This is a genomic window from Dongia sp. (assembly GCF_041910485.1).
Lineage (GTDB): Bacteria > Pseudomonadota > Alphaproteobacteria > Dongiales > Dongiaceae > Dongia.
On the sequence record NZ_JAYRQR010000035.1, the window covers coordinates 210182 to 233043 of the forward strand.

The following is a 22862-nucleotide window of genomic DNA, read 5'->3' on the forward strand; positions in this document are numbered from 1 at the left end:
GCAGCCCCTCACCTCTGCGAAAAGGTTGAAAGTCGATTCCGATGGATGCCGAGTTCCACCGCACTAAGCGCCTGCCGCCCTATGTCTTCGCCGAGGTTAACAAGCTGAAGGCCGCCCTGCGCGCAGCCGGGCGCGACATCATCGATTTCGGCATGGGCAATCCCGACCAGCCTCCGCCCAAGCATGTCAGCGACAAGCTGGCCGAGACTTTGGCCGACCCGCGCGCCCATCGCTATTCCAATTCGCGCGGCATACCGGGCCTGCGGAAGGCGCTCGCCGCCTATTATGCGCGCCGCTTCAATGTCGAGATCGACCCGGAGCGCGAGGCGATCGTGACCCTTGGCTCCAAGGAAGGCCTGGCCAACCTCGCCCAGGCGATCACGAGCCCCGGCGACGTCATTCTGGCCCCCAATCCCTCCTATCCCATCCACGCCTTCGGCTTCATCATCGCCGGCGCAGCCATCCGTTCCATCCCGTTCCACCCCGACAATGAGTTCCTGGTGGCAATGGATCGGGCCGTGCGCCATTCGGTGCCGAAACCGCTGGCGGTCATCGTCAACTATCCCAGCAACCCGACTGCCGAGGTGGCGAGCCTCGACTTCTATCGCGAGGTGGTCTCCTTCTGCCGCCGGCACGAGATCTTCATCATCTCCGACATCGCCTATGCCGAGGTCTATTTCGACGGCGTCCCGCCACCTTCGATCCTTCAGATTCCCGGCGCCAAGGATATCGCCGTCGAATTCAGCTCGCTATCCAAGACCTATTCCATGCCGGGCTGGCGCATCGGTTTCTGTGCCGGCAATCAACGCCTCATCGGCGCCCTGACGCGGGTCAAATCCTATCTCGACTACGGCGCCTTCACGCCGATCCAGGTAGCGGCGACGGCGGCCCTCAATGGTCCGCAGGATTGCGTCGATGAAATGCGGGCGCGTTACAAAAGCCGCCGCGATGTCCTCATCGAAGGGCTCAACGCCGCGGGCTGGCCGGTCACGCCCCCACCCGCCTCCATGTTTGCCTGGGCGCCCATCCCTGAGCGGTTCCGCGAGATGGGCTCGCTCGAATTCTCGAAATTCCTCATCGAGAAGGCCGGCGTTGCCGTGGCTCCCGGTATCGGCTTCGGCGAGTATGGCGATGACCATGTCCGCCTCGCCCTGGTCGAGAACGAGCATCGCACGCGCCAGGCCATCCGGGCCATCAAGGCGGCACTGAAATAGCTATTCGGTGAGCGGCGCCGTGAGATAAAGGGCAACGCGCGTGCCGCCGTGCGAGACGGTCCCTCCCGGCGTCGCGAAAGGCAGCCCGGTCGCTTTGGCCAGTTGCGGATCGCTGGTGATAAGCGCCACGCGCCAACCAGCAAAGCGTGCGAGCATCGTCTGCCCGAAGGATTTATAGAGCGCGAAGAGATTCTTCTTGTCGCCGAGCCGCGCGCCATAGGGCGGGTTGACGATGACCAGCCCCTTAGGCCCGCCTGGTGCCGTCGCCGCACTCACGGCGCATTGCCGGAAAGCGGTGATATCAGCGACTTCGGCGCGCGCAGCATTGGCACGGCTCATTTCGATGGCGCCGGTATCCCGGTCGCAGCCATAGAAGCGGAAATCGGGCTTCGGCTTGGCTGCCCCACCCTTCGCCTTCATTTTCGACCAGGCCGCAGCGTCAAAGGTTGCCAGTTTTTCGAACGCAAATTCGCGTGCTCGCCCCGGCAGCAGACCCAATGCCACTTCCGCGGCTTCAATGACGAAGGTGCCCGACCCGCACATCGGGTCGAGCACGGGCTCCGTCCCGGCAAAGCCGGCTTGCCGCAGGAAGAGTGCAGCCAGCGTCTCGCGCATGGGCGCCTTGTTGACCGCTTCCTTGCTGCCGCGCTTGTGCAGGCTCTCGCCGGACGTGTCGATGCTCAGCGTGCAGATATCATCCTCAATGCGCGCCTTGACGCAAACCTCCGCCTCGTCCGACAGCGGCGCTCCCAAGGTTTCGGCGATGGCCGTCTCGACACGCTGCTGTGCTGCGCCAGAATGATAGATCTTGGAATGCTTGCAGGAGGCCTCGACCCGGAACGGCACGTCCTTTCGCAGCACCCTGCCCCATTCCACCTTCCGCGCCCGTTTATCGAGCTGCGCCAAGTGAAAGACCGGAAAGCTGGCGATGCGCGCAAAGACCGATGAGGCGCCCCGCAAGGTCAAATTGGCCCGCCACACCTCGGCCCAGCCGCCGGCAACGGTGACCCCACCGCCAACGATGGTCACCCCTTTGAACCCCGCCTCCCGTGCCTCGGCCGCCAGTACCGGCTCGAAGCCGGGCGCCGCCACCAGGAAGATCTCGAAATCGCTTTCTTTGCTCATGACGCATGTATATCGGCTGCTCATCGCTGCGGCGACTGGTTTCTGCCCAAGCTGCGCCACCCCTTGCGGTCGACTCAAGTTCAACCATAAGGTTCGATCCGCGAGGCGGAACAGTCGAACGGAAGGGCAATCTCGATGAAATGGACACTGATCGCCGTTGCGGGACTGGCCGTACTGGCCGGCATTGGCTACGGCATCTGGACCAAGCTCGCCATCGATACCGCGCAACCGGAGTTCGTCGCCAGCTACAAGAAGAGCTTTGCTACGAGTTGCGTTGACGGCGCCGTGAAGACGGTTACCGAAAATGGCAAGACCGTCGACGACACCCTAAAAGCCAAAATCACCGAGGTCTGCGCGTGCGGCGCCGAGACCAGCGTTGGTGAGTTCAAGGAAGGCATGAGCTTCGCCGACATGATGGCCCTGAAGGATAACCCCGCCTTCCGTCAGAAGGTGAATGAGATCATGGTTTCCTGTCGGCAGAAGATCGGCGGTTTCTGAGCCGGGATTCAGCTGAACTTGCGTGCAGCATCCATGGCAAGGCCGAGGCCCACGCTGCCGAAGAGATCGCCGGTCACGGGCCGTGCATTCGGAAGGTGCGCAAGGATCTGGCGGCGGATTTCGGGAACGGCGGTCGAACCGCCCGTCAGGAAAACCGACTGAATCTTGGTGGCTGCAATCCCCGCAGCACTGAGGCACATGTCGATGGCATGTACGATGCGCATTCCGTCATCATAGACCGCATGATCGAGATCACCCCGATGAAGGATCTTCTCCCGGGGCGGTTCCAGCGGCACGCGCAGCGCGACCTCCGGCTGTTCGGACAGAGCGATCTTGGCGGCTTCGACTTCCGCGGCGATGCGATGGCCTTTCCGTTCGGCGAAGACGGCAATCAGTTGCTCGATCATCTCGGGATGATCGACCTGATGGAGGATCGAGCGCAGATAGTTTATGTTCTGCGGCGTATAGAGCATCGGGATGCGATGCCAGGTGGCAAGGTCATGATAGAAATGGCTTGGCATCGGCAGCTTTTTCGGCCCGATGAGCGCATCATAGCCCAGCATCGGCATCACATGATTGATGCTGAGGCGCCGATCGAAATCGGTACCGCCGATGTGAACACCGCTGCGCCCCAGAATATCGCCGGATCGGTCATTCAGCCGGGCCCGCTCGGGCGACAGGCGCGCTATGGCAAAGTCAGACGTACCGCCGCCCAGATCGACGATGAGCGCCAACTCTTCACATTCCAATGATTGTTCATAGGCGAGCGCTGCTGCCACCGGCTCGAATTGCATCTCGACATGGGCAAACCCTTGCGCCCGCGCGATGGCGATGAGCTCGGCCTCAGCACGGGCGTCCGCTGCGTCGTCATCGTCGACGAAGCGCACCGGTCGCCCCAGCACCACATGCTCGACCGGGCGACCGACTTTGCGCTCGACGAGACTTTTGAGATGCCGCATGAACATGCCGATGATATCGCGCATCGCCACGCGCTTGCGCTCGATCAGCGTCGTCTCTTCGATCAGGTTCGACCCCAGCACGCTCTTGAGGGCACGAAGCAAGCGCCCCTCGGTTCCTTCGATATAGGCGCCGATTCCCTCCCGCCCGAAACGGACCTTGTGCTCTTCGTAATCGAAGAACACGGCACTCGGCAGCGTGACGCTCTCGCCTTCCAGCGGGCACATGGCAAAACCGTTGCCGACGGGGATACCGACGGTCGAGTTCGACGTCCCGAAATCGAGACCGCAGAATTGTTTCGACATGGCCATCACTAGCGAAGGAGGAGCACGACGCGCGTCGGCGCCTCGACTCTGGGGGATATCAGGGCGGAATGAAACTCGCAAAAAGGCGGCTGCCAGCCGCCAACCCAAGGGTCGCACCCCAAGGCCAGGAAGGTTCTATGGCGTCACGGCGCCGTTTTCAAGACGAACCTACCCCAGCCGCCGTGCAAAGCAGCTGGGGTACCCCGAATGAAGAAGCTGGCCGTATCAGCTGCGCGCGTGCAGCCAGCCCGGCAAGAAGGTGTAGGGGTCGACCGTGTCGCGGCGGAAAGCCACGCCGGCCGCCTCCATACGTTGCTGCAGGTCGCCTTCCTTCCATCCGTCGAAAAGATCGGTGCACCCGCCGACATGCTGCCCGGCAATGAAAATCTGCGGAATGGTCCGCATCCCCGTCTCGGCACCGAGTGCCGCACGTATCTTCCCGCCCCAATCATCCTTTTGATAGGCGACGGAATCGAGGTCGATCGAGCGGTAAGGGATGCCATGATGTTTGAACATTTTCCGTACCGACCAGCAGAATTCGCACCATTCCAAAGCGAACATAACGACTGGTGTCCCGGTGTCGCTGACGGCCTCTCTGACGAAGGCAGTTGCTTCCGGTGCGACAGTAGGCTGCTCGGCAGCGGGTGCCGGCTTCACCGGGGTGCCGGCTGGCGCGTCAAAACGAGCAAATGGAGTGGAGCGCGAGATGGCGCGTTCTTCTTCCGTCATGTCGACTGGAATATCGGCAAAGAGTGGCGTGCTAAGATAGCGCTCGCCAGTATCCGGCAACATGCACAAGATGCGGCTGCCCTTCGGTGCTCGCTTTGCAACCGAGATGGCACCAGCGAGCGTGGCACCCGCTGTCGTACCGGCCAGGATGCCTTCATACCGGGCCAGATCTTGAGCGGCTGCCAGCGCATCATTGCCCGCCACCGGGACAATTTCGTCGACAAGGTCGAGGTCAACGGCATCTTCAACCAGCTTTGAAATGAAGTCCGGCGTCCAGCCCTGCATGAGATGCGGTCGGAAGGCGGGATGGGCTCCCGCCTCGTTGCCGTCCGCATTGCGTTTCGTCCGAATGCCGCTGCCCAGCAAAGGCGAATTATCCGGTTCCGCCACAACGATCCGGGTCTCCGGCCGGTTCTGTTTGAGCGTTCGGGCAACACCTTTCAATGTTCCACCCGTGCCATAGCCCGTCACCCAGAAATCGAGCCTCTCGCCGTCGAAATCGGCGAGGATTTCCTGCGCCGTGGTACGGGAATGCATCTCGGCATTGGCTTCATTGTCGAATTGCCGGGTGAGGAACCAGCCATGCGTGTTGGCAAGTTCCACCGCCTTCGCCAGCATCCCGCTGCCCCGTTCGGCGGCCGGCGTCAGTACCACCTTGGCGCCCAGGAAGCGCATCAGCTTACGCCGCTCGACGCTGAAATTCTCCGCCATCACCGCGACGAACGGATAGCCTCGCTGCGCACAGACCATCGCCAGGCTGATGCCCGTATTGCCGCTGGTTGCCTCGATGACTGTCTGCCCAGGCTTCAGCACGCCCCGACGTTCGGCATCCTCGATCGCGGCCAAGGCGAACCTATCCTTGACCGAGCCCATCGGATTGAAGGCCTCGATCTTGACGAACAAATCGACGCCCGCCGGCGCAAGGCGCGAAAGCCTCACGACCGGCGTTCTACCGATAGTCTGGGTGATGTTGTCGTACTTCCGACCCATTTCCATGCTCTCTTACTCAGGGGCACGCACCGGTTATTCGGCGACAGCTTCTCCGGACCCACCGAATTCCTTCGGAAAATCCTTCAGCTTCGGCAGACCGTCCTTGATGCGCAGGACGGTTTCACCGTAGTTGACGTGAACGCCGGGCTTGAATTCCAGATTGGGTAGCATCGCTGCGAATACGTCGACGAGGCCTAGACCTGGATGATCGGTCAGCACGTGACCGCCGCATTTGGTGCAGAATTTCCGCGTGCTGCCGGGCGTCTTGTTGTAGCTGGCGAGATTCTGCGCACCCTTCGTTACTTTGACCGATCCCGGCTGCCACAAAGTGAAGGCATTGACGGGCGATGCCGACCATTCGCGGCACGAGCTGCAATGGCAATAACCCATCGCCGCGGGCTCACCCGTTACCTCGATCTCGACCGCTCCGCAAAAGCACTTTCCCACTTCGATTGACTTGGACATGTTCTCACTCCTCACTTGGCTATTGATGCTTCAAGAAAACGTGGCGACGAATTTTCTTCCTGGATTGTTGACATTGGATCGACAGGCTGATGCCGCCTGATGTGGCCCGCCATTCGTGCTGCAACTTCGGCCCCATGCGTGATCGGCCCCATATGCCCCGCCCCGGGCAGTACCGACATTGTGCTGTTCGGCATCTGGTCGCAGACAATGCGCGCAATTTCTCTAACCGGGTCGGGTGACCGCTCCCCGGAGACGATGTGGCAAGGAACGTCGAGCCAATCGAAGCGGGAAGACGCGCCCGGCCCTTCCAGCAAGGCGCGGAAGTCCAATGCCGCTTTGGGCGCCCATTGCATCAATGCGCGTTGCGCATCGGGCGACATCAGGTCCCACGCACCGGCACCGTTCCAATAGTTGACGAACCGCTTCATGGCGCCGCGATGATCACCACGCAAAAGCAGGGCATCTACGTCCCGTGCCAGCCAGAGGATTTCGCCATACTCAATTCCGTCTGCCGATTTCAGCAGATGGAAATTGGCCGGCTCATAGAGAGCAAGGCTTGCAATCCGGCTGGGGCGCTTCAGCGCTGCGTAAAGAGCGACCGCGCCGCCATAGGAATGACCGACGAGATGAACCGGTTGCGGACTGTTGTCGATCATCCCAATGATCGGCGCCGCTTCGGCATCGAGCGAGAAGGCGCTGTCTCCCGGCCAGTCCGGACCATCGGCCGCGCCATAGAGGTCGGGCGACAACAAGCGTACGTCGCTACCAAGTGCGTTGCGCAGCGGCTGCCACATGGCACCGCCCGCGCCTGAGCAATGCAAGGCGATGACAGTCGCCCGGGGGTCGGCCGCACATTCTTCAAGACGTGCCCTGAAGGCACTGATCTTGGCCATCTTGCTTCTCCGCCAATCCTGGACACCCTCGATTCAGTCGAGGTCCTGAGCGCAAATTAGGCGGACGGGTATAGGGAGACATCGGGAGTCCTCCCTATTTTTGGAGATTAAGAGAGATGCGAAAAATGGCCGATAACAGCACGAACGCAGAAACAATCCCGCCTGTCGGCAAGGGTCACACTCTCTGGAACAAGCTATCTGCGGGTGGGAAAGGTGGTAGCACCGGACGGATTTGAACCGCCGACCAAGGGATTATGATTGCCTTCGTATAATGCTAAGAATCATAGGCTTAAGCAGTGCGGAGGACATGGCGGGGACATCTTAACGGTGCCCTGCCGGCTCATAACGGTCTGGCGTATGCTTATGCTATTTGAGCCACTCCGGAGCGTCACAATCCTTCAGGATGCGAGGACAACCACCCTGCAAAGTGCGACTTCAATTGGATGACCTCATCGCTGGATGCCGGAAAGAGGTCAAAGCCGCCATCGTAAGGGGCGAAAATTTTCCCCGTTTCGCGACTCATCCACAAAGTCGGCCCCACTCGATCGTGTGCTATCGCGAGCAGAATTGGCGTGAGCGTTTCTCGTCGCCATATGACTTGCGAAACATAGACATTCCAAATGAGGTCGCGGTCTTCGTCGTCCGCGAACGTCGATGAGATGACACCCGTAGCAGGAAGGGTTGTGCGCGGCCGAATAAGTTCTTTCAGCCTACATTCAACCTGCCAACAAGCTGCACCCTCCCCCAAAATCACATCGCCTAGAGTCTCGGCACGAGAAAGAATGATCTCTTCTTCTTCCCCATTCGCCGGATAGCGCTTCGATTCAGGCAATGAATGAAATCGCACCCAGGGCAATGAGCCTGCTTGTCGAAGCATCCATCCGGCAGGTTTATGGTCCCCGTAGACCTCAGTCCACTCGCACCCAAACATGGCCGCCATGTCGGAATTCAAAGGAGTCATTGGATGGGTACCGTGCTCGGGAACTCACCGGATCATCAGGTGCGACAGTATATGCGCGCATTTCCACAGCCGTTAAGTGCGGCGGCGTATTGATCGTGTGAGGAAGGTGAGAATGGTAGCACCGGACGGATTTGAACCGCCGACCAAGGGATTATGATTGCCGTAGTATATTTAGAGTAATCAATGGGATGAATGGCACGGGAGACAGGCGGGGGACATTATCCCAAAAGCTCGGCGACGTCCCGCACCTGATCAAATACATCGACCAAATATCGATTATCGGTGTGTCGTTGAGAGGAATGATGCAGCGCGGACTCCAGTCACCCGCAGATGCCGTTTCAAACAACGCCCTAACCCCCATCCGACGGGCATCTTCATGCATTTATTGATCGATTGGCCTATCGATCACACTATTCCCGCTGGGTACGACATACCTAGGTGAGGTCATCAAGCAGCTACTGTTTCTGGGCCCTCAGCCAATCATCAAGCACCTTCAAGTAGGTCTTCCATGCCATCCCGGAGTTAACACCATCGCTATATAGAAATCGCAGCGCCGTACGCGCATTCGGCCCTAATTCAAGTGCGTTCAAGATGTCATCCGCTCTCCCTTGAAACAGACTCTTTAGCTCCACGGGTGTTACGCCCAACGCCGAATAGCTGAAGAAGGCCGTGCATCGTGTATGTTGTTCAAACGATTGCTGATCAGTGAGCAGATATGCTGCTCCAATTTCATTGCCATTCTTGGAGACACCCCCGAGGCAGTAGCCTCGCTCAATGTTTTCTAAAGAATTTTTCACATAGCCCCGTAGCGCGACGACCGTGCGCTCATCCCTAAAGTGCAGCCGTTCAATGACGTCGTTGATGATCGCAGGAGACTCCGGAGAAGCAAGGTAAGCAAAAACTATGTCGGCGCGCCTCTGCGCACATTTCGGCAATCTGTTCCCAACTGCCTCAACATTTACCTCGCATTGAGAAGCTTTCTTTCCAACAGTTTGCACAATGCTACTGAAGAGTCGTAGGTCGTCGCTCACAACGTCCGGGCTTGGTTTCCCCTCAACGATTGTAATTACATTGAGGTCAATCTCTTCCAGGCGTACAAATCGTGCTGTAGCATCCGGGTCTTGAATGATCGAAAGACCCTGGTCACGCGTAGTGGCACTTGTGACGTATTCCCGAATTGCGGCCTCATCTAATGCTAGTGCGGCGGGCACGCGTGTTAGATCTCCGGCGAATAGAGCGATCAGGCTCGCCACCACTGCCCTGATGTTCCATATCGTCCTATTCACGTTTTTGCTCATCGAGCCTGCCCTTGTGATGTGTCAGCCCTTTCGCCCGCTTCGGCGCGACCACCAAGCGAACGACGTTCGTTTGCAGATATCATTCCAAATTGCACGTAGCCCCAGGCCGCAAGAATATGCCTTCCGGCTACGCCCGCAAAGTGCCGCAGTGGATCGATTGTGTAAGGCGGGAGAAATGGTAGCACCGGACGGATTTGAACCGCCGACCAAGGGATTATGATTCCCCTGCTCTACCGCTGAGCTACGGTGCCACACTCTGTACCGGGGCCGGAGATTGACTAGGCGGCCCGGCCGGTCGGGGAAGCGTATATAGGGGTGCCGCCCCCACTGTCAAGGATTACGCAAGCCCTTGGAAAGACGGCCGGATTCGCCTCAATCCGAGAACATGGAGGTGAGTTTTAGGGCTACCCCCATGCTGCCTTCGACCTTCAGCTTGCCAGTCATGTAGCCCAGCGTCGGGTCGAGCTTGCCGGCCATCAGCTTTTCGAGGTTTTCCGGGGTGATGGTGATGGTCGTATTGGCCTCACCCTTATCCCCTTCCTCGATCACCGGGGGATGCTCGGTTCCGTCCCACCAGATGATGCCGTCATCGCCCAGCAGGAATTTCACTTTATAGCCCAGCTTCAGGTTCTTTTCGGCCCGGCGGCGCATCTCTTCGACCAGTTCTTCGACGCTCATGGGGCGCTCCCTGCTGCTTCACTCCGCAGCAATATCCTGCCCGAGCTTGGCCGTCGCCGCAATCCACCCGCCGCCGATCAGCCGGTCGCCCTGATAGGCGACGGCCGCCTGACCGGGCGAGATACCGAATTGCGGCGCATCGAGCACGATCTCGGCCGCACCGCCCGCACCAATCGAGAGGCGTGCCGGCGCCGCCTCGGTCATCGAGCGCAGCTTGACGGTGACGGCGACATCCCGTGTCGGCTCGCCATCGCGGCCCAGCCAGTTCATCTCGCGCAAGGTGACGACATCGCGCGCCAGTGCAGCCTTCGGCCCGACGATGACACGCTTCGCCGCCGCGTCGATGCGCACGACATAAAGCGGTTCGTTGTTGGTGCCCTTTTCGTTGACGCCGATGCCGCGGCGCTGGCCGATCGTGTATTGGACGATGCCTTGGTGTTGTCCCATGACGCGCCCATCGACATGGACGATTTCGCCGGGATCGATGGCGCCGGGACGCAAACGCTCGACGACGCTCACATAATCGCCGTTGGGGACAAAACAAATATCCTGGCTATCCGGCTTGTTGGCGACTTCAAGGCCGAAGCGCGCAGCGAGCGCCCGCGTCTCCGTCTTCGGCATGTCGCCCAACGGAAAACGCAGATAATCCAGCTGTCCTTGCGTCGTCGCGAACAGGAAATAGCTCTGGTCCCGCGTCGGATCGCTGCCGCGATGGAGTTCGGCGCCCTTGGGTGTTTCGACACGGCGCACATAGTGGCCGGTCGCCAGGCAATCGCCGCCAAGATCGCGGGCCTGCTCCAGCAGGTCGCGGAACTTCACCCGCTGATTGCAGCGCACGCAGGGGATCGGCGTTTCGCCTTTGAGGTATGAGTCCGCAAACTCTTGCATCACCGCATCGGAGAACTTGCTCTCGTAATCGAGGACGTAGTGCGGAAAATCCAACCGCTCAGCGACCATCCGCGCGTCATAGATGTCCTGCCCCGCGCAGCAGGCACCTTTGCGCGCCAGCGCGACACCGTGATCGTAGAGTTGCAGCGTCACGCCGACCACATCATAGCCCTGCTCCTTCAGGAGCGCCGCCACGACGGAACTATCCACGCCGCCGGACATGGCGACGATGACGCGGGTATCGGCGGGTGCCTTCGGGAAACCCAGGGTGTTTAGGGGCGAGTTCATGGGTCGAGCTTATACCATCTTGGGCGTCAGGCGCCCAAATGCCCCTTAAGCAGGGCCAGTGCGCGCACAAAGGGGGCGGGATCGGCCTCCAATCCTATGGCGGCCGAGAAATGGCCCTGCTCCCGCACGAACAGGTTTTCCGCCGGAATCCGCCAGTTCTCGGCCATCCGGCGGCCACCGTCATAGGGCGTCACATCGTCCCTGGTACCGATCAGCAGCACGATCCGCGCCGGATCAATGGGCGGCGACGCACCGCAATCGGTATAGCGGCCGAGGGTTGTAACCTCGTTCTCGTTCCAGCCGGCAAGCTTCGCCGCTTCATCGAGCTTCATAATGGCCGCGAGGGACGAGTTGAACGTCAGCGAACTCACCTTGTCCGTGGTGGTCAGCAGCAGCAGGAGATCCGGCCGCAATGCCGCCGGCCAGGTACCCATCCGTTCCGCCGTAACCTGCGCCGTCAGCGCGCCGAGACTGATCCCGCTCAGGCCCACTTGGCGGCTGCCATTGTCGCGGCACCAATGAATGATGGCACCAAGTTCCCGCGCCGCCTGCCGGAAGTGCAGCAACCCTGAAAGCGGTGGCTGGCGCAGGAAGCTCTCGCCGCCATAAAGGCCGGCAGCCACCCGTCGATTGTGCCCCGGCGCGTCGGGCAACAGGATGCGGCAGCCGCTGGCAGCGATCGACCGGAAGCCCCGCAAGTCGCCGCGCATCATCTCCATTTCCATGGCGAGCCCGTGACCGTAAATGAGGCTCGGCACATTGGCCTGCTTTCCCTCATAGACATGGACCCAGCATGTATCGGATGCATCGTCCGGCGACGGGAAGCGCAGCCAATATTCCCGCACATCCTCATGTTCGATGATGTGGCTCTTCTCGATCGTCGGAAGGTCGTTGGGAAGCGCAAAAAATGCGTCCGGAGATTGCCCGCCGGTCAAGGTCTCGATTGCGCTGGGTGGTAGCATATCCACTTGCACGGCCGGAACCCGCGCCCGCCGCGCGAACCAGATATAGTTCATGCGATGGCCGAGATAATTGTGCGCCGTGTCGCGGCGCAGCCGCTCGGCGTCGAGAAGATTCCGCCCGTGCCCGAAGGCCGCTGCCACCCAGCGCGCCTGAGCCTCGGCAGCGAGGCGCCCAAGGTCACCCGTCTGACGCACGCGCGCCGCGATCGCCCCCGGCACGGCATGAAGCTTCAAGTCGCTCTGGAAACGCTCGACATCTCCCGACCCAGCCGCCGCCCAGCAGCGCGCCGCCGGCAGCAGCCAGCTCATGCCCCAATGGCAGAGCGGATCAAACCAGGGTTTGGCGAAAAGTCGGACGAGGCCGTTGGTGCTGCTCATGTCGCGCCGGCCTCAGTGCAATGCGTCAGTCGCGTTCCTCGAGCCACGCCATCTGGATGGCCTCGAGGATCTTCTCATTGCTCTTGTTGGGGTCGTCCTCGAAATCGGGGATCTCCTGCACCCACTTCCACAGGTCGGTGAAGCGCAAATTGACCACGTCGACATCCGGGTGCAGATCCTCAAGCTCGATGGCGATATCGTGCACGTCCGTCCAGCGCAGCTTCTTCGCCATGATAAGCCGGCCCCCGTTCAGCCGACCTGCATGTTGCGCGTCGCCGACGGCAGGCTGACGACCAGGCCGTCGAGCTCTTCCGTCATCTTGATCTGGCAACCGAGGCGCGAGGTGTGCGTCAGGCCGAAGGCGAGATCGAGCATGTCTTCCTCGTCTTCGCTGGCTTCCTTCAGCACGTCATACCATTCCGGATCGATGATCACGTGGCAGGTCGAGCAGGCAAGCGAACCTTCGCAGGCACCTTCCAGGTCGATATTGTTGCGGTGGGCGATCTCCAGGACCGAAAGACCCATCGGGGCCTCGCATTCGACCCGGGTTCCGTCCTGCTTAACAAACGTCATTTTTGCCATTTTTTCTTTATCTCCAACAGGAACCCGGTCTTCCGGGCCCAAAATCCGTCAATTTGAGCCGTCAGGTGCCATACCGGCTTCGACCTCGTCAAGCCGTTGACCCTTGAGGGCCGCCTGGATGGCCCGGTCCATGCGCCGCTGGGCGAAGGCATGGGTCGCCCGGTCGAGCGCCTCCATGGCATGGTGAATCCGGTCGCGATCCTCCCCGGCGATGGCCGTGGTCACCTGGCCGGCCACCTGGTCGATCCCGCTCCGTTCCTCTGGGCTGAGCAGGCCGCCATCGGCCTTGAGCGCGGCATTGAGGGCCAGGAGCACCCGCTCCGCCTCGACCCGGGATTCGAGCAGCAGGCGCTTTTCCATGTCCTCGCGGGCATAGGTCAAACTGTCGCGCAGCATGTCGGCCATCTCGTCGTCGGTCAGACCATAGCTCGGCTTCACCGCGATCTCGGCCTTGACCCCCGTCGTCTTTTCCTCGGCACCCACGGTCAGAAGCCCGTCCGCATCGACCGCGAAGGTGACGCGGATGCGCGCCGCACCCGCTACCATAGGCGGAATGCCCCGAAGCTCGAACCGGCCCAATGAGCGGCAGGCATCCACCGTCTCGCGCTCACCCTGCACGATATGGATCAGCATGCCGGTCTGGCCGTCCTGATAGGTCGTGAAATCCTGCGCCTTGGTGACTGGGATGGCCGTGTTGCGGTCGATCACCTTCTCGACGATGCCGCCCATCGTCTCGATCCCGAGCGACAGCGGAATGACGTCGAGCAGCAGCGTGTCCGACCCTTGCGTCAAGGCCTTGGCCTGCAGCGCCGCACCCACGGCCACGACCTCATCCGGGTCGATATCGGCCAGGGGCTGCTGCTTGAAGAAGTCGGCGACGATGGCGCGGACCAGCGGCACGCGGGTTGAACCGCCCACCAGCACAACGCCCTTCACATCCTCGACATTGAGCTTGGCGTCGGCCAGCACCTGCCGGCAGGCGCGCAAGGTGCGGCCGATCAGCGGCTCGATCAGCACTTCGAATGTGCCGCGATCGATCGACTGGCGCACATCATGGCCGGCGACTTTGGCTTTGAGTTCAGCGCCCGAGGCGGTCGTCAGGCGTTCCTTGGCCGCGCGTGCCGCCTGCAGCAGGACCTTCGCCTCGCCACTGGTCAGGCCATCGATACCAGTGCGGCGCATGGCCCAGCTGGCCAGCGCATGATCGAAATCGTCGCCGCCCAACTGCGCGTCACCGCCGGTCGCAAGCACCTGGAAGACGCCCTTCTGCAGCTTCAGCAGCGAAATATCGAACGTGCCGCCACCCAGATCGTAAACGGCGTAGATACCTTCGGCAGCGCTGTCGAGCCCATAGGCAAGGGCGGCCGCCGTTGGTTCATTGACGAGGCGCAGCACCTCGAGGCCAGCCAGACGCGCCGCATCCTTCGTCGCCGTGCGAGCGGCATCGTCGAAATAAGCGGGAACGGTGATGACGGCCTTTTCAATTTTGTGGCCGAGGCTTGCTTCCGCGCGCACCTTCAAGGCTTTGAGGATGTCAGCCGAAATCTCGACCGGCGACAGGATCTGATCGCCGACCTTCAGGCGCACCATCCCGCCGCTCTTGCCCTCTTCGTTGGGCACGATCTCGTAGGGGAGTGCACCCGCGAGGCTCTTCACATCCTCCGGACCCCGCCCCATCAGGCGCTTGATCGACGAGATGACGAAGTCCGGAAATTGCGCAAGGTCGGCAATCGCCTGCCGCCCTACCACCGGTTCGTCATAGGCATAGGACACGACGGACGGCACCAGCCCGTCACCGCTCGCATCGCGCAGTACCTCCGGATGCTCGCCCGTCACCATGGCGACGACCGAATTGGTGGTGCCGAGATCGATCCCGATCGCCTGCTTGCGTTCCAGGGCGTGCGGTTCCGGCGTCTCCCCGGGCTCGTGGATCTGCAGCAACATCAGAAATTCACCATTAATCTTCCAGCGCGGAACGGCGCAGGCGCGCCTCTTCCAGGAATTTGCGCAGATATTTGAGGCGCAGCGTCGCGCGATTGGCGGCGTCGAGATCGTCGGCGGCGAACGCCTTCGAGATATCGCTCAGCAATTGGATGGCATCGCCCGCCGCGGCAACCGTCAGCTTCTCGATGGCGTCGGCGCTTTCTGCCTCGGCGAGCGCCTCGCGCTTCTCCATCGCTTCCATGAGAAGCGCCGGATCGTTGACCGTCTTGTCGGCTGCCGCTTCCGAGATGACGCCTTTGAGGCGCAGCAAATAGGTGGCCCGCTTCAGCGGATCCTCGAGCGTCTCATAAGCTTCATTGAGGGCAACAGATTGCGCCTCGGCCAGAGCCCGCTCCTTGGCGCTCTTCGCGGCGAAGCGGTCGGGATGGAGGACGCGCTGGTAGCCGAGATACTGCTTCTCCAGCCGGTCGTCATCGATATCGTAGCTGCGCTCCAGACCTAGGCGCGTGAAATGATCCGTCTGCCCCGGCCCCTGGATCGCGCCGCAGGTGTGGCAGAAAAGGGCACGGCTTGCGACCGGTCCCTTGCAGGACCAACAGGAAACGAATTCGGTGCCCCCGGCCGCTCCGGCCCCACCGATGTTCTGGACCACGGACATGACACTCGCTCAGACGTGGAAGGATTCGCCGCAGCCGCAGCGTCCCTTTTCATTCGGATTGCGGAAGACGAAGCCGGATTGCAGCTTTTCCTCCACATAATCCATCTCGGTGCCGAAGATGAAGAGCGACGCCTTCGGGTCGATCAGCACGGTGACACCGTCCTGCTCCAGCGCCTCGTCACCAGGCCCACGCTCATCGGCATATTCGATCGTGTAGGAAAGGCCCGAGCAGCCCTTCGAACGCACGCCGATGCGGATACCGACCGACGGCTTGCCGCGCTTCGACAGCAATTCGCGCACGCGTTCGACGGCGGCCGGCGTCACGGTCATCGCCGCCGGTTTCGGACGTCGCGGCTTTGCAGCCGGTGCGGCCGTGGCAGTGGCCGGCGTAGCTGTGCTTGCCTCGGTCATTCTGCGGCCTTCTCCGCCGTGCCGGTCTTCTCGCGGTAATCCTTGATCGCCGCCTTGATCGCATCCTCGGCGAGGACCGAGCAATGGATCTTCACCGGTGGCAGGGCCAGGAACTGGGCGATCTCGGTATTCTTGATGCTCGCGGCTTCATCGAGCGTCTTGCCCTTCACCCATTCGGTGGCAAGCGAGGATGAGGCGATGGCCGACCCGCAGCCGAAGGTCTTGAATTTCGCGTCTTCAATGCGACCGTCGGCACCGACCTTGATCTGCAGCTTCATGACGTCGCCGCAAGCCGGCGCGCCCACGAGGCCCGTGCCGATGCCCGCTTCTTCCTTCGCGAAACCGCCGACATTGCGGGGGTTCTCGTAGTGATCGACGACCTTATCGCTATACATGATGTGCTCCTTTGAACTCTTCCAGTAGGCGGGCTCAGTGCTCGGCCCACTCGATCGATTTGATATCGATACCCTGTTGCGCCATTTCCCAAAGCGGGCTCATCTCGCGCAACCGCTGCACCGCCTGAACGAGATGTTCGACGGCGTAATCCACTTCCTGCTCCGTCGTGAAGCGGCCGATGCCGATCCGGAGCGACGTATGCGCCATCTCGATCTCGACGCCGAGTGCGCGCAGCACGTAGGACGGCTCCAGCGAGGCCGAGGTGCAGGCCGAACCCGACGAGACGCACAGATCCTTGATCCCCATCATCAGCCCCTCACCTTCGACATGGGCGAAGGACAGGTTGAGATTGCCCGGGATGCGGTGCTCGGCATCGCCGTTGAGATAGACTTCCGGCAGTTTATCGTTGATCCCTTTGAGGAAGCGCTGCTGCAGCTTCTTCAGACGCTCGGCCTCGGCGCCCATCTCCTTCTCGGCAATGGCGCAGGCTTCGCCCAGCCCCACGCAAAGCGGCGTCGGCAGGGTGCCGGAGCGGAACCCACGCTCCTGGCCGCCGCCGTGGATCAGCGCCTCAAGGCGCACACGCGGCTTGCGGCGGACGTAAAGCGCACCGATGCCCTTCGGCCCATAGATCTTGTGACCCGAGATCGACAGCAGATCGATGTTCATCGCATCGACATCGAGCGGAATCTTGCCAACCGCCTGCGCGGCATCGGTGTGGAAGAAGACACCGGCCGCGCGACAGATCTTGCCGATCTCGGCCAGCGGCTGGATGACGCCGATCTCATTGTTGACCGCCATGATCGAGACGATGACCGTCTGCGGCGTGATTGCGGCCTTCAGCTCATCCAGGTTGATGAGGCCGTTCTGCTGCACCGGCAGATAGGTCACCTTGAAGCCTTCCAGCTCCAGATGGCGGCATGAATCCAGCACGCACTTATGCTCGGTGTTGGTCGTGATGATGTGGTTCTTCTTGTCCTTGTAGAAGTGCGCCACGCCCTTCAATGCCAGATTGTTCGATTCCGTGGCGCCCGAGGTGAAGATGATTTCCTTCTCGTCCGCCTTGATGATGCTGGCGATCTGGGCACGCGCCTTCTCGACGGCCGCCTCGGCATCCCAGCCATATTTGTGGTTGCGCGAATGCGGGTTGCCGAAATGCTCGGTGAAGTAAGGCAGCATCGCCTCGACCACGCGCGGATCGCACGGCGTCGTCGCCTGGTAGTCCAGATAGATCGGCAGCTTGGGAAGGTTGACGCCGGGCTTGTCCGACGCGTTCGCGGCCTTCATGTTCTGGTTCGCGATATTCATGATTCCTTCGTCACCTTTCAATTCACTCATGCGACCGACATGCGCGCGTCGGCCACATCATTACGCACCGCCCCCGCGCGCTGCACGCGCCCCCAGGCGGCAATAAACTGATCTACATCCTGCTGGCTGTTCTGCCAGCCGAGGCTCACGCGAATGGCCGAGCCGGCCGTCGCCGCATCGAAGCCCATCGCCGAAATGACATGGCTCGGCCGCACCTTGCCCGACGAACAGGCGGACCCGGCCGAAACGGCGATGCCGGCAAGGTCTATCGCCATCACCAGCGTCTCCGCCGTCTTCGTGCCGCTGGCAAAGCAGCTGGTATTGGGCAAGCGCTTCGCGCCGCGGCCGAAAATGGTCAGTGGCAGGCCGAACGCCGCCAGCTTTTCTTCCAAGGCATCGCGGAGCCCCGCAATTCGGTTCGCGTCATCGAGGCGCGCAGCTTCATCCGCCGCCGCACCGAAGCCGGCGATCGCCGCCACGTTCTCCGTACCGCCGCGCCGATTGCGCTCCTGCCCGCCACCCTGGACGAAGGGCTCGACCGGCAAGTCGGCGCCAAGGACAAGGGCGCCAGCCCCCTGCGGTCCGCCGATCTTGTGCGCGGAGATGGTCAGGTAATCGACGCCAAGCTCTTCGATAGCGATTCCGATGCGACCGGCGGCCTGCACCGCATCGCAATGGACAAGCGCGCCCTTCGCCTTGGCGACGCGCGCGATCTCCGCCACCGGCTGGATGACGCCGGTCTCGTTATTGGCCAGCATCACGGAAACGAAAGCCGGACGCTCGGCCTTGTCCAAGAGGAACGCCAAGTGGGCCACGTCCACTTCGCCATTGCGACCGACCCGCGCCACCTGGGCACCGGCCAACCGCGCCGGGCGCAGCACCGATTCATGTTCGATGGCACTCACCACCAGGGGCCGGCCTTGCCTCGCATGGAGCGCCAGATTGTTGGCCTCTGTCCCGCCGGAGGTGAACGTCACCAGCGGCGCGCGGCCGGCAACCAACCTTGCCACCGCTTCGCGCGCATGATCGACCCAGGCCCTGGCGCGACGTCCAAAAGCATGGACGGAGGACGGATTGCCGACCTCCTGCAGAACGCTGGACATCGCCGCCAGCGCCGAAGGGCGCAGCGGTGACGTCGCGTTCCAGTCCATGTAGACGCCGCTCGGCATGGCGAACTTACTCGGCCGCTGCAGCTGCGTCGGCCAGCGCCGCGCCATTGCCGTTGGGCGCCGCCACAGCTGCGGTGGCACCGTCCATCTTGTGCGCGATGCCCAGGATGCGCCGCTCGACCACGTCGGCGAGCGAGACCGAGCTCAGGAACAGATGGATCTGCCGCGACAGCTCTTCCCACAGATCATGCGTCAGGCAGCGCGACTTGTCGGAATGGCAACCGGTTGCCGTGTTCGGCTTGCAGCGCGTGGCGCGAATGGGCTCGTCGACCGCAAGGATCGCATCGGCGATGCGCGTATCGTCGGCGGGCCGCGCCAGCAGATAGCCGCCGCCCGGTCCGCGGACCGACTTCACCAATCCAGCCCGGCGCAGCTTGGCGAAAAGCTGCTCGAGATAGGACAGCGAAATCTCCTGGCGGCTCGAAATATCGGCCAGCGACACGGGCCGGCCCTGGCTGTTGGTCGCCAGATCTACGAGCGCCATCACGGCGTAGCGGCCCTTGGTGCTCAATCTCATGACAGGTCTCCTAATGCTAGCTGGCGATGGCTTGCGCTTCGACCAGCGTCAGTTCCGACCGAACCGGCGAACCTCGCCGCTCCGGTCGTGTTCCTTGGTTTCAGGAACCAGGCCGTCTTCGGCCTTGGCCCTAGCGGTAGTGTCGACTTCAGATTCCAGAACGGTGATGCGGGCCTGCAGGCGCGAGATCTGATCGAGCAGCCCCTCGATCGCCCGCGCCACGGGATCGGGCAGGTCCTGCGTCGGCAGACCGTAGGCCGCGAACTCGCTGCCGCATTCCTTGGGCATGATGATGCGGGCCGGCACGCCGACCGCGACGCTGTTGGCGGGCACGCTCTTGATGACGACCGCATTGCCGCCGACGCGAGCACCCTTGCCCACCACGATATCGCCCAGCACCTGGGCACCGGCACCGATGATGACGCCGTCTTCCAGCGTCGGGTGCCGCTTGCGGTTGACCTGGGCCGCCGAATTGACCGAGGGGGAAATGCCGCCGAGCGTCACGTCGTGATAGAGCGTCACGTCATCGCCGACGATGGCGGTTTCGCCGATGACGACGCCCATGCCGTGGTCGATGAAGAAGCGCTTGCCGATCTGGGCGCCGGGGTGAATTTCGATGCCGGTGATGAAGCGCGAGAATTGCGAGATGATGCGCGCCAGCGTCGGGAAACCGGCCAGATAGACCGGCCGCGCCAGGCGGTGCAGCAGGATGGCGTGGAAACACGGATAGGTGAGAGCCACCATCAGGCGCGACCGGGCAGCGGGGTCCCGGGCCTTGATTGCGTCAAGCTCAGCCGCAATGTTCTTGAAAAACATCATCGCCATCGTGTTTATTAGCGCGCCGCCGGTTCTGGCCAATGGCTGACGAACGAAGTCAACTATGGACCCGGGCCCCAGCGGTGGGTCACCCATGTCGGTGATATAATATGCCTGACTATGACGATCAAGTATTGATCGTCGTAACCCAACGGATCGAGCGGCTGCAATCCATTCGCATTTGTCAACTAAGCGTGCCTTTGCAACCGCGCCGTAAACCCCTAACCTGCTGATATTCATCGGTTATTGGACAAAAAATGCCTGAGATTATCATGAACGGGCCGGAAGGCCGGCTTGAAGGGCGCTATCAGCAGGCAGGGTCGCCCAATGCCCCTATTGCGCTGATGCTTCATCCGCATCCGCAGCATGGCGGCACGATGAACAACAAGGTCGTCTACAATCTTTACCAGACCTTCCAGCAGCGTGGGTTTTCTGTCCTGCGCTTCAATTTCCGTGGAGTCGGCCGCTCCCAGGGCAAGTTCGACCGGGGCGAAGGTGAGCTTTCCGATGCGGCGGCGGCGCTCGATTGGCTACAGACCTGGAACCCCAACGCGCCGCAATGCTGGATCGCCGGCTTCTCGTTCGGCGCCTGGATCGGCATGCAGCTGCTGATGCGCCGGCCGGAAATTTCCGGCTTCATCTCGGTGGCGCCGCCCGCGAACATCTACGATTTCAGCTTCCTCGCCCCCTGCCCCTCCTCGGGGCTGGTGATCCAGGGCGACCAGGATTCGGTCGTCCCGCAGGAATCGGTGCAGAAACTGGTGACGAAGCTCAGCCATCAGCGCGGCATCAAGATCGACTACCAGATCGTGCCGGGCGCCTCGCATTTCTTCACCGAGCATCTCGATCAGCTGACGCGTCTCTGCGACACCTATCTCGACACGGCACTTCCCGAAGCTGCCGCAAAGGCCCGCGCCGGGAAGTAACCCCGGCGCCGCCTTTGCGTTTTATCGCAGGTCGAACAGCAGGAATTCGCTGTCGGTAACCGCTTTGACGGTGACGCTTTCGGCGTCTTCAATCCCGATGCCGTCGCCTGAGCGCAGAATCGTGCCGTTCACATCGATCTCGCCCTCGACCACCTGCACCCAGGCGCCGCGGCCTGTCTCAAGCCGGTGCGCGACCTCGGCACCGCTATCCAGCAATGATGCGTAGATGCGCACATCCTGGTTGATCGCCAAGGCGCCCTCGGCCGCCGCGCCCGACACGATGAGGCGCAGCTTGTTGCGCTTTTCGTCATCGCTTACCCGTGCCTGGCGATAGGCGGCGGGCAGGCCTTCGCGTTCCGGAATGATCCAGATCTGCAGGAAGCGGACCGGATCGCTCAGGGAATCATTGAACTCGCTGTGCCGCACGCCCGTACCGGCCGACATGGCCTGCACGTCGCCGCGCGTCAGCACGCCTTCGCCACCGGTTGAGTCACGATGCGCGAGGCCCCCTTCGACGACATAGGAGACGATCTCCATGTCGCGGTGGCCGTGGGTCGGGAAGCCGCCGCCGGGCGCCACCCGGTCATCATTGATGACGCGCAGGTTGCGGAATCCCATGTGGCGCGGATCGTAGTAATGGCCGAAGGAAAAGGAGTGGCGGCTGTCCAGCCAGTCCAAAGTCTCGCGCCCGCGCGCGTCGGCCGGTCGATGCATGATGGTCATCTGCGTTTCTCCATGAGTGGGTCTTGTTGACCCTCAATTTGGGGCCACCACCCGCCTGCAACAATCACCTCAATTGGAACAAGATTGTTGCATCATTTAGGACGATAGATTAGGGCGACGCCGGCTATGGCAACAATCGGCGCCGCCAGGGCCGCAAAGCCGACAAATCCATAGGCGAGCGCCCCGGTCAGTGCCCCCACTGCGAAGGTCAGCACGGGCGGCGACATCTTGCGCAACCGCGCCTTCGCTTCCTTCTGTTCATCGACCAGGGCCACATCGACCAGATCGATGACGATCTGCGTCACATTGCCGGTCATGACCGTGGTCGGTGCGAGGGCGGCGAAGATGGTGCGCGACGCCGTGTTCTGGATCGCCATCGCCACCACAGCGCTGAAACCGGTCACCATCGCCGCCGCCGAATCCGCATGGTCGAACGGCGCCAGCGCGCTTCCGCAGGCCAGAAACAGGCCGAGGAACAGTAGTTCGCCCAGCAGCAGGGGCATCGCCGCGTCGCGCGCCCGCCGCTCCTGCCTGAGGATGAACAACCGCGTCAGCGCCACGGTGATGACGAAGAGCGGCAGGGCCAGCAGCTTGGTAAGCAGACCCGCATGCAGATCGATGAGCGACGCGCCGATCAGCACGAAGTTTCCGGTGACATGCGCAGTGAACAGGCCGAACAGCGCCACGAACCCCACCGTGTCGACAAAGCCCGCGGTGAAGGCGAGCAATGCCGCAACGGTCAGTGGATGCGAGGCTTGCCTCGTCACAGCAACGCCCGCCATC

Annotated in this window: 25 protein-coding genes and 2 tRNA genes; 3 read left to right on the forward strand and 24 right to left on the reverse strand. The window is 61.9% G+C overall.

Annotated elements, in window-relative coordinates; genetic code table 11:
• Positions 1-41 precede the first annotated feature (41 nt).
• On the forward strand, positions 42-1214 hold the full coding sequence (locus ACE3PP_RS11815) for an LL-diaminopimelate aminotransferase (RefSeq protein WP_374382357.1): 1173 nt from the start codon (positions 42-44) through the stop codon (positions 1212-1214).
• Here ACE3PP_RS11815 and ACE3PP_RS11820 read toward each other — a convergent pair whose 3' ends face one another.
• On the reverse strand, positions 1215-2339 hold the full coding sequence (locus tag ACE3PP_RS11820; protein WP_374382360.1) for a class I SAM-dependent RNA methyltransferase: 1125 nt from the start codon (positions 2337-2339) through the stop codon (positions 1215-1217).
• A 135-nt stretch (positions 2340-2474) separates the two neighbouring features.
• Here ACE3PP_RS11820 and ACE3PP_RS11825 point away from each other — a divergent pair, with 135 nt between their 5' ends.
• Entirely contained in the window at positions 2475-2837 is a 363-nt protein-coding gene (locus ACE3PP_RS11825) for a hypothetical protein (protein ID WP_374382363.1), read from the forward strand.
• An 8-nt stretch (positions 2838-2845) separates the two neighbouring features.
• Here ACE3PP_RS11825 and ACE3PP_RS11830 read toward each other — a convergent pair whose 3' ends face one another.
• From ACE3PP_RS11830 to epsC, 21 genes are all read right to left on the reverse strand, one after another.
• The gene (locus tag ACE3PP_RS11830; protein ID WP_374382367.1) at positions 2846-4099 is read right to left on the reverse strand and encodes an Hsp70 family protein; all 1254 of its coding nucleotides are present in this window, start codon (positions 4097-4099) and stop codon (positions 2846-2848) included.
• Between the two features lie 225 nt (positions 4100-4324).
• Positions 4325-5824 (reverse strand): cysteine synthase A, encoded by a 1500-nt coding sequence (cysK, locus tag ACE3PP_RS11835; protein ID WP_374382369.1) that lies wholly within the window; start codon positions 5822-5824, stop codon positions 4325-4327.
• A gap of 27 nt (positions 5825-5851) precedes the next feature.
• Complete coding sequence (locus tag ACE3PP_RS11840; protein WP_374382372.1) at positions 5852-6283, reverse strand: GFA family protein; 432 nt, start codon at positions 6281-6283, stop codon at positions 5852-5854.
• Between the two features lie 11 nt (positions 6284-6294).
• On the reverse strand, positions 6295-7176 hold the full coding sequence (locus ACE3PP_RS11845) for an alpha/beta fold hydrolase (RefSeq protein WP_374382375.1): 882 nt from the start codon (positions 7174-7176) through the stop codon (positions 6295-6297).
• Positions 7177-7390: 214 nt separating this feature from the next.
• A tRNA-OTHER gene (locus tag ACE3PP_RS11850) sits at positions 7391-7508 on the reverse strand.
• 56 nt (positions 7509-7564) lie between these two features.
• A complete protein-coding gene (locus ACE3PP_RS11855; RefSeq protein ID WP_374382378.1) occupies positions 7565-8116 on the reverse strand; it encodes a hypothetical protein in 552 nt (183 codons plus the stop codon).
• Positions 8117-8592: 476 nt separating this feature from the next.
• Positions 8593-9435, reverse strand: a complete 843-nt coding sequence (locus tag ACE3PP_RS11860; protein WP_374382382.1) for a hypothetical protein — start codon at positions 9433-9435, stop codon at positions 8593-8595.
• A gap of 176 nt (positions 9436-9611) precedes the next feature.
• Positions 9612-9686, reverse strand: a tRNA-Met gene (locus tag ACE3PP_RS11865).
• A gap of 121 nt (positions 9687-9807) precedes the next feature.
• Entirely contained in the window at positions 9808-10113 is a 306-nt protein-coding gene (locus tag ACE3PP_RS11870) for an SCP2 sterol-binding domain-containing protein (RefSeq protein WP_374382385.1), read from the reverse strand.
• 18 nt (positions 10114-10131) lie between these two features.
• The gene (mnmA, locus tag ACE3PP_RS11875) at positions 10132-11289 is read right to left on the reverse strand and encodes a tRNA 2-thiouridine(34) synthase MnmA (protein ID WP_374382388.1); all 1158 of its coding nucleotides are present in this window, start codon (positions 11287-11289) and stop codon (positions 10132-10134) included.
• A 26-nt stretch (positions 11290-11315) separates the two neighbouring features.
• On the reverse strand, positions 11316-12629 hold the full coding sequence (locus tag ACE3PP_RS11880) for an alpha/beta fold hydrolase (protein ID WP_374382391.1): 1314 nt from the start codon (positions 12627-12629) through the stop codon (positions 11316-11318).
• Between the two features lie 25 nt (positions 12630-12654).
• Positions 12655-12861, reverse strand: a complete 207-nt coding sequence (gene iscX, locus ACE3PP_RS11885; RefSeq protein ID WP_374382394.1) for a Fe-S cluster assembly protein IscX — start codon at positions 12859-12861, stop codon at positions 12655-12657.
• Positions 12862-12878: 17 nt separating this feature from the next.
• A complete protein-coding gene (locus tag ACE3PP_RS11890; RefSeq protein WP_374382397.1) occupies positions 12879-13211 on the reverse strand; it encodes a ferredoxin family 2Fe-2S iron-sulfur cluster binding protein in 333 nt (110 codons plus the stop codon).
• A gap of 48 nt (positions 13212-13259) precedes the next feature.
• Positions 13260-15155, reverse strand: a complete 1896-nt coding sequence (gene hscA / locus ACE3PP_RS11895; RefSeq protein ID WP_374382400.1) for a Fe-S protein assembly chaperone HscA — start codon at positions 15153-15155, stop codon at positions 13260-13262.
• A gap of 13 nt (positions 15156-15168) precedes the next feature.
• Positions 15169-15813 (reverse strand): Fe-S protein assembly co-chaperone HscB, encoded by a 645-nt coding sequence (gene hscB, locus ACE3PP_RS11900; protein WP_374382403.1) that lies wholly within the window; start codon positions 15811-15813, stop codon positions 15169-15171.
• 9 nt (positions 15814-15822) lie between these two features.
• A complete protein-coding gene (locus ACE3PP_RS11905) occupies positions 15823-16143 on the reverse strand; it encodes a HesB/IscA family protein (protein ID WP_374382653.1) in 321 nt (106 codons plus the stop codon).
• 77 nt (positions 16144-16220) lie between these two features.
• Positions 16221-16622, reverse strand: a complete 402-nt coding sequence (gene iscU / locus ACE3PP_RS11910; RefSeq protein ID WP_374382656.1) for a Fe-S cluster assembly scaffold IscU — start codon at positions 16620-16622, stop codon at positions 16221-16223.
• Positions 16623-16653: 31 nt separating this feature from the next.
• Entirely contained in the window at positions 16654-17907 is a 1254-nt protein-coding gene (locus ACE3PP_RS11915) for an IscS subfamily cysteine desulfurase (protein ID WP_374382659.1), read from the reverse strand.
• Positions 17908-17954: 47 nt separating this feature from the next.
• Entirely contained in the window at positions 17955-19145 is a 1191-nt protein-coding gene (locus ACE3PP_RS11920) for a cysteine desulfurase family protein (RefSeq protein ID WP_374382406.1), read from the reverse strand.
• Positions 19105-19614: an Rrf2 family transcriptional regulator gene (locus ACE3PP_RS11925; RefSeq protein WP_374382409.1), complete on the reverse strand. Its 510-nt coding sequence runs from the start codon at positions 19612-19614 to the stop codon at positions 19105-19107. The genes ACE3PP_RS11920 and ACE3PP_RS11925 overlap by 41 nt, the downstream gene beginning before the upstream one ends.
• 48 nt (positions 19615-19662) lie before the next feature.
• Entirely contained in the window at positions 19663-20439 is a 777-nt protein-coding gene (gene epsC, locus ACE3PP_RS11930) for a serine O-acetyltransferase EpsC (protein ID WP_374382411.1), read from the reverse strand.
• A gap of 248 nt (positions 20440-20687) precedes the next feature.
• On the opposite strand from epsC, the gene ACE3PP_RS11935 reads away from it, so the two are divergent.
• On the forward strand, positions 20688-21356 hold the full coding sequence (locus ACE3PP_RS11935) for an alpha/beta hydrolase (protein WP_374382414.1): 669 nt from the start codon (positions 20688-20690) through the stop codon (positions 21354-21356).
• Positions 21357-21377: 21 nt separating this feature from the next.
• Here ACE3PP_RS11935 and ACE3PP_RS11940 read toward each other — a convergent pair whose 3' ends face one another.
• Positions 21378-22079 carry a pirin family protein gene (locus ACE3PP_RS11940; protein WP_374382417.1) on the reverse strand — a complete coding sequence of 234 codons (702 nt, stop codon included), beginning with the start codon at positions 22077-22079 and terminating at the stop codon, positions 21378-21380.
• A 92-nt stretch (positions 22080-22171) separates the two neighbouring features.
• Complete coding sequence (locus tag ACE3PP_RS11945; RefSeq protein ID WP_374382420.1) at positions 22172-22861, reverse strand: YoaK family protein; 690 nt, start codon at positions 22859-22861, stop codon at positions 22172-22174.
• Position 22862: the final 1 nt, after the last annotated feature.